The following is a 7670-nucleotide window of genomic DNA, read 5'->3' on the forward strand; positions in this document are numbered from 1 at the left end:
ATTCCTACTTTCTTAATGATTTGTCTGTTTCTGCTTTCGCTTCCAAATAGTACCGACAACACTGACCAAGAATAATCCGAGCCAAATAAGCCATGAATCATCCCGTTCATTTGTTTGCGGCAATGTCAGATCTGGACGTATAGATGGCTTCACAATACTCTCAGGCGGTGTTGGGTCTGGTGTTCCTTTTGGTTTATAGGTCCCTGTGAATCCGATGGTACCTGTTGTTTCAACTTGCTGGACTTCTGCAGCTGTCGCCATCCCACAGTAAAAAAACACAATGATTCCAGCAATAACCAACAACCCAGTTCTGTTATTCTTCATATCCCTCCCCCTTGGATTGAATCAAAATTCTTCGTTTTTGGGGAAACGACAAAAAAGACATTCGATTCAATCGAATGTCTGAGGATAGTTGTTAATTCAACGGTTTCAATGAACAGCTTATCAAGCAAAAAGTTGTCTTAAAAACGAAGATTTTTGAAACAAAAAAGCTCTGTAAAAATCACACTTTTCGTGTTTCTTTTACTGGGATAAGTATATAACAGTCGAAAAAAAGGTAAACATCAACTTTTTCACAACCCAGTGAAATATCTGAAATAGCAGTCTCAGATCTTAAAAAGAGACTTTTGAGAACTGCCGAAAACTCTTTGTGCAGATAAAGGTGCATTACTAGTTCGAGTCTAAGAAATGCCATTGCCACTCACGTTTATTTCAAATTCAATTCTTTCTTGACCAGAGCTATATTTTCACACACCAAAGCAGCCAACCTCAGAAATCCTGTGATACGTAGTTTAGGCTATTTTTTCAACACTTCTATCTTTTTCAAATCCTTCACAAGCAGCGAAATATCTTTTTCGCAAACTGGCTAAAGATGTTTACGACAAAACAAAAAAATCGCTAGTACGAACCTAACGATCTTCACTTAACCCAGTTTATACATTTCTATTTTTTCTTTGATCTCTTCTTCATCCGGTATCATTTGAAGACAGATAGTGGTTGGATGAAGATTTGGGTGATTTGTAATTTGAATGCGAGGCATGACGCCTCCTTGAGCAGACAATTCTCCTTCAAACAACCAATACCCATTTATTTCTAACTGCTTGCGTACTTCTTTTTTGATCCATTCCTGCAAAACCTTGGGACCAATAAGTCGAAACGAAACAGAAATGGACTGATCCAGTTTTTGCTTTTCTTTTAAAATAAGGGCGGATAGCTGTTCAAATAACTTCTCTTCCGCAAGGCTTGTTTCTCCTTCATCATTTATTCCATCATCTAATTCATAAGGTAAGTGAAAGAATTCTTTCATCAAGTGAATCAATGTTTGAACTAAAAGGCCATGCCGTTCTGTTTCTGTTGCTTCGATCAGCGTTCCCCAATGACTAGGTGAGAAATGGTAGATAAATTCCGTTTGGACCACTGGACGGAAAAACTGCTGCTCCTCTAATGCCGCCAAAAAGAGACATGCTTTGTCTTGAGCCGGCAAGTCTAACCGACAGGATGGATCCAAAGCTAGCGCAAGTTTTTGGCAAAGTTCCTGATCTGCACCTTCTTGTATTAAAACATGGCCTTGCTTGATTCGTTTACAAGTGATCGTCGTCCATCCCTGCAACGGGGTCTGTTTCAACTGCCATTTGGACGACGGACGTATCGGTTCTTGATCATGCATCTGCCGTACTTTTTGGGCTAATGCCTTGGGGTAAAGAGGCAACGTGAAATAAAACTCATAAAAAAATTGGCGAATCCTCGTCTCTTTTCCGATAATCTCATTGGTCGCTGGGGAAAGAGTTATCCCGTAATTGGTGTCTAAAATAGCATTAAGCTGTCGTTTGGTTCGAGCAAACGTGGCTGGCGACAACTGTAACTGGGCGGCCCACTCATGATTGGTCCGTCTTTGATCCTCAAAGAGTGTATCAACCATTTGAAACAGGCGCTCTCCTTCAAGAAGTTCTTGTTTCTTTTGATAATACAGGCGTGGATCTTGGAGTTCCAGTAAGTAACCATTCTCATCTCCTAAAAGAAAGATTGCTTCGTTGAATCCCCTTTTGATTTCTTTGACATCATTGATCACGGTACGTCTGGTACAGTCCAATAATTTTGCCAACTGATTTCCCGTAATGTATGTATCTTCCAATTGATCAAGTAGTAGGATCCACCGCTTGATTTTAGGTGTGGTCAATAGTTGATAGAATAAGTCTGTCATTACGTATTACGCACCTTTCCTTTCTATTCAATGAATCCATGTCGATTCCTCATTTTACCATGCCTAGGTTAGTTTCAAGACAATACTTGCCTCCTGCATGATTGTTTTCTTATGAAATTGAGATCTTTGGCTGAGATCGTCGAAGAAAGAACGAAAGGCCCCCTAAAAGTTAGATTTTTGGGCCAACTTTTAGGGGGCGCTTCATCCAGCAAACCAAAATAGATACTTTTTAAGCTACCTTCTTTTGATTGCTCTTAAATCCCTACTTCCGTATTATCTCGGTTCAAGACATACTGGCTGCTTTCAACTTTGAAGTAGTCCTCAACTAATTTTTTCAACTCAGCCATTGCGGCATCAGCTCGCAAATGTTGTTCTTCATTGATTGATTCAATGAACAATACTGCATCGACGGTTTCTTCTTTTAACATCGTGCGTTGCGCTTCTCGCCAATTTAAACAACGGCAGATGGCTCCTTGCTCGTCATAGTAAATCACTTCGCCTGCTAGAGCTGGGGCATCCGCTTCTGCGCCTAATGGGAAAAATGACTCCCCACCCTTAGCTAGACCGAGGTGCAAATCCCCTTTGATTGCAGCCAAATCTTCTCCGCCTAATGGCATCCCATACTTCATAGAGACACTATTGTAGAGATCTACTAATGGATTAATTGGAAAAAACGTTCGATCTTGATTGACCCGCTTCAACAATGCTTCAATAGAAGAACGGGCTCCTTTTTTTGTCTTAAATTTCTGGAAAGCTTCCCGCCATTCTTGGATAACTTGATTTTCACTGAAGGTTTCATTCGTTAAGAACTGCTTGGCTTCTTGCTTGCCGTTTTCCAACAATTCGGTAAAATAACTTTCTTTTGCAGGATCTGTTGAGTTATCGATCCCTTTCACAACAAGACAACGAATTTGTGCTTGGGGAAAGATTTCCCAGAATGCTTGATCGATCACGATTTTTTTCATAACTTTCACACTCCACTTCTTTCATTAAATACCTTTTACAAAAAATGCTCTGGCTACTTGTAAATCCGTCGGCATACAGAAATACATGCTTAAACGACAGAATCAATCTTTATTGGCTGGATACAGCTTCAGTATAACAAATTGTTTTCTTATCTACACCTTTTTATTCATTTACCTGCTCTATGGACAAGAAGCTCAATCAACGCTTTTTACTTGCTTCAAGGGCTGTATCCATTTGATTCCGTCAATCGATTTATTATGACGAAGCTTTCTGAGTATGAAGCAATAAGAAGCAAAAAAAGAGACTGTGCCATAAGTCTCCTACAAGTAACAGCATCCGAACATGATATAGTATTGCTCCTGCGGTGCAGTGGCTCCTCGTCGCAATAGCATAGGATTCGGTTTCACTTGTTGGATGTTGACTTATGTCACAGTCCCCATGATCGAAATATTAAACCTGGGAGACTATGCTCTTCCAATGAACTAGATTTGCAAAAGGAGCTCTGGTTTCAACCCATCGCAATCAATGGGTTTCCTTCCGCTGTTCTCTTTTATTTAAGACCACAAAAAGGAGAATAGCTAACAAGCCTATCCCAGACCATGTCAAAACAGATTGCTCCACTTCGCCAGTTTTTGGGAATTCTTGCGTCACAACATAATGCGGCGTAACCGAAACAGTTGCGACTCCTGAATGTTGATTTACTTGATCCAGTCCGCCCGGATTGCTGTCGGCAGTTTCAAGCCCTAATTGACCAGAAACTTGAATATCTGATCCAGTAGCCATGCACTCACCTCATTCATGATTAGTCCCATTTCACCGCATCAAATTTAAGATTCAATGTATAGTTGACATTGACTTGAGTCGTAGTGGTCGCACTTCCCGTATAGGTGAATGTCGCTTTGTTGTTGACTGGTGTTCCCGTAGAATCTGCCGCTTGCTGTTGATTTTTTACGTTTGCTAATGTTATGAGTGGAGAATTCAACGAAGAAACAATGGTTCCATCGGTAATCAAATTAGTCGAAGCCGTGGTTGCCGCATTATCTGCCGTTCCCGTCACTGCCAATTTCAAAGTAAAATCAGTTGGTAATGTGGGATTCGTTCCATTCGGAGTAAAACCATTGGCCATCACAGTCACAGGACGTCCTGAATTGTTCTGAATGGTATATGAAGGCGCTACAATTGCTGGATTAGCCGCTGTATTATAAAAAATTGTTTTGGTTGGTACAGTCACATTGATCCAATTGGTGTCACCTTCAGGAATATTGGCATTCGGATCCGTGTTATCCGCACCCAGTGTTCCGTTTACTTGAATATCAGCAGTAGTTTCACCGCTAATGGTTTGCTGGCTACCACTTTCAGTTCCATCTTCCGCATAGACAATAGTTGCTGCGCCCAAAACTACACCGGATGTTAATAAGATCGCTAGTATTTTTTTCATATCATTTCCTCCATATTATTGAAAATTTATTAATAAAAACAAAATTGTTGTGAACCCTGATTTATTTAACAAAAATAGTGACTCCTGCAGAAACTTCTCCTTGCTTTTTCTTCGTTTGAGAATCATAGAGGCTGAACGTGGCTGTCGTCTGATACTCGCCCTTTGCCAGCGCGTGTTCCAGATGAACCTCTTTGATTTCTTCTCCGGGATAAATCGCCCCTGACGTATAAATCAGTTGCCCCGTTTTATCTTCTTTAATCTCGACATTGATCGGATAAGCGTTACTTTCAGGATTCTTGATTGCTAACTGACCTGTTTGTGTTGTACTGTCGATCACTGCTTCTGAGACGATCATCATATTGAAATTGCTCTCATCCACTTTCTTTTGTGCAAGAGCAGCCAGTTCTTTATCCGACATTTTTTTTGCATCTTTTCCTTCTGGTAAGAAATCTCCACTAATGACCGTCATGGGTGCCGGTTTTGGAGCGAAGAAGAAATGATAGACACCATACCCTCCCAAAAGTAAGAGCAAAAGAAGGATTAAAATTAACATTCGTTTTTTTTGTTTCTTTTTTTCTTCCATCATCTACTCCTCTTGACTCGTATTATTTTCTGCGATGGCAAATGATAAATGGTAACGAATGGTCTGCGGTCCAATCATTGGTCCGGAATAGTTGCCATTAAAATAAAGAGCTGCCTGATTATCTGACGCCCAAAAAGGATTGAGCGGAATCGTCGGCTGATCTATGTCCTCCTTCTCGATCAAAGGACCCAATGTGATTTTTTCTTTGCTATCCGCTTTTTCGGCAATCAAAGAAAGCAGCAATTCCTGATCATAACTTACAAATTGCTCCACCAGTGAAATAGGTGAGGCACTTTCAGGATCCCGTGTCACACGTTTCAGACTCAATGTCGTTGGCACATTGCCAGCATTTCGGACTGTGTATTCATCGAGATTTCGTTCTTTCCCAAACTGCCCCGGAACTGGGCTCTGAAATGCCATTGCGGGATGGGAAAATTGCGTCAAAATAAATTTAGGTACTTCTACCGTTACTTCTTGCCAAGTACTTTGGAAAGTATAACCAGGAATGCGAGAACCTTCGACTTTCGCATACAAATAATAGCCGCCAGCAAACAATTCGTTGAAGGTCGCTTTTGTGTCTGCACCTATTGGCTGAGAACTGTCATCTAAGGTTATTTCCTTCCCTTCAAGAACCCCCGTTGCCTCGGTAGCCTGCTCAATACTGGTTTGGGCTGTTTCGTCGGTACTATCGGCACCGCTGTATAATTTCTTAGCGGCAAGCTTATACTGGACTTTTTGCCCTGCAAGTGCTGAAGGCGTTACTGCGTCAATCTGTCCATGAATGCTGCTAACATCCGCAGCGACTTCCGGTGTCGCAGACATACTGTCAATTTTTGGCATACGGCTGTAGGCCATTGAATAGCCGTTTTCGATGAGTGCTGTTGTCATGGTATATGTCGTATTCGTTTGAGCATTGGAAAGATAACTCGTCTGTTTCCCTGCAGTTAAATAGCTGATGCTATAGGTATCGGCGTCCGTATCCTTTCGAGTCAGTTTTGGATCAAATCCGGAAGTAAAGACTTGCTTTGCTGAAGAATTCTCGAAAACCAAGTAATCTGGCGAAGATAGATTGAAGCTTGGACTATTTCCCGAAAAACCACTTGTATCTGTCGTAAACTGAGCCAGAGAATCTTCGGCTAAATTTCCGGTCAGTGTGCCGCCATAAGTCAAACTCACATCATTCGTTGGGTTATTGGTGCCATAAATTTTTTTGAAACGAAACTCTGCTTGCTCTTGGATGTTTAGTGTGGCATTATCCCCATAGAAAAGTGTCCGCTTGCTTGTTTCAATTGAAACGACTGCTTTTTTTGCAATGGCCACCGTTTGTGCAGTGCTCCAAAAAATAGCCAACGCTGTAGGAGTATCATTGTAGATAGAGGTATTGCTCCCTTCCGCAAAGAGAACATTTCGAAACCCTTCGACAAATTCTCCACCATAAGAAGAACCTGAAGAATAAAATTGATTCTGACCTCTTATCTCTAACGTATTTCCCGCATCATTGTTCCCCCAAAAAGGCTGACCACCAATTTTGATATTATAATTGATATTTTCTACCGTGAAATGGACATTTGAGTTTCCTGTGAATAAGATGCCATAATAGGTACTATTCGGATAGGCGCTATTACCAAAGGACAAATTTTTATAGGTAACCGAAATGTTGTTGGCTCCTGTGCTAAAATGAGCACCACCATAATTTGTTCCATTGTACAAAAGAGCAAAGCCATTGCCATCGATCACTGTATTTTGTTTGATGGTTGCAGTGCCATCATAGACAATGTCATTCTGGAATTGAATATACTTCGTTGCCTCAGAATCTAAAGCGGCAGCCAGTGCTTGTTTCAATTCGGAAAAATTCGTCACTAGATAGGGACTTTCTGCGGTACCTATTTCCTCAACTACAGATTCAGCATCCCCTGCAAAAACTGTGGGTCGTTCCATAGATTCCTGTTGCTGAGCTGAAGAGGAGTCAGTCGTCGATGAACTTTCATCACTTGTTGGTTGAGAAACTTCTGACTGAGAAGTTTCCTCTTGTGAGCTTTCTTCAATTGACGATTCTTCCGTCTGTGACCCATCCACTGAAGGTTGCGACTCTTGTATCGACTCTTCAGTTAGCGCCATTTCTTCAGCAGCAACGGAAACCGAAAAATGAACAAATAGGAAAAAGACGATACTTACAAGCTGCATTTTTTTTCGCATTCTTTCACCATCCTCAATCCCACTAAGGTTATTAGAAATTATACGTACAATTTTTAGCAAACTAAAATCTAAATCCGGGAAAACTTTTCCCTCTTCTCAACATTTTCAGAAAATTCTCATAATAGAACCGAAAATACTTTTTTCCTTTCTGTAAAAGAAGGTTAGTCTGTCCAACTGAAGTAATAACAAAAATCCCTTCACAAAGGCGAACTCCTCTCCAACTTATTTTTATCATTCTGTTCTCACTCAATTAGGCAGTCCATCAGTATATGTCATATTTATTTATT

General features: G+C 40.8%; 7 protein-coding genes. All 7 read right to left on the minus strand.

Going from position 1 to position 7670, the window contains the following annotated elements:
* Nucleotides 1-12 precede the first annotated feature (12 nt).
* A complete protein-coding gene (locus Q0A12_RS04105) occupies nucleotides 13-324 on the minus strand; it encodes an LPXTG cell wall anchor domain-containing protein (protein ID WP_291291401.1) in 312 nt (103 codons plus the stop codon).
* A gap of 598 nt (nucleotides 325-922) precedes the next feature.
* The gene (locus Q0A12_RS04110) at nucleotides 923-2200 is read right to left on the minus strand and encodes a helix-turn-helix domain-containing protein (protein WP_291291402.1); all 1278 of its coding nucleotides are present in this window, start codon (nucleotides 2198-2200) and stop codon (nucleotides 923-925) included.
* Nucleotides 2201-2454: 254 nt separating this feature from the next.
* A complete protein-coding gene (locus tag Q0A12_RS04115; RefSeq protein WP_291291403.1) occupies nucleotides 2455-3165 on the minus strand; it encodes a phenylalanine--tRNA ligase beta subunit-related protein in 711 nt (236 codons plus the stop codon).
* 523 nt (nucleotides 3166-3688) lie between these two features.
* Nucleotides 3689-3949, minus strand: a complete 261-nt coding sequence (locus Q0A12_RS04120) for an LPXTG cell wall anchor domain-containing protein (protein ID WP_291291404.1) — start codon at nucleotides 3947-3949, stop codon at nucleotides 3689-3691.
* Between the two features lie 19 nt (nucleotides 3950-3968).
* Nucleotides 3969-4604: a hypothetical protein gene (locus Q0A12_RS04125; RefSeq protein ID WP_291291405.1), complete on the minus strand. Its 636-nt coding sequence runs from the start codon at nucleotides 4602-4604 to the stop codon at nucleotides 3969-3971.
* A gap of 61 nt (nucleotides 4605-4665) precedes the next feature.
* Nucleotides 4666-5187, minus strand: a complete 522-nt coding sequence (locus Q0A12_RS04130) for a hypothetical protein (RefSeq protein ID WP_291291406.1) — start codon at nucleotides 5185-5187, stop codon at nucleotides 4666-4668.
* A gap of 3 nt (nucleotides 5188-5190) precedes the next feature.
* Nucleotides 5191-7383: a pectate lyase-like adhesive domain-containing protein gene (locus Q0A12_RS04135; RefSeq protein WP_291291407.1), complete on the minus strand. Its 2193-nt coding sequence runs from the start codon at nucleotides 7381-7383 to the stop codon at nucleotides 5191-5193.
* Nucleotides 7384-7670: the final 287 nt, after the last annotated feature.

It is taken from the genome of Enterococcus sp. (assembly GCF_022711995.1).
Classification (GTDB): Bacteria; Bacillota; Bacilli; order Lactobacillales; family Enterococcaceae; genus Enterococcus_D.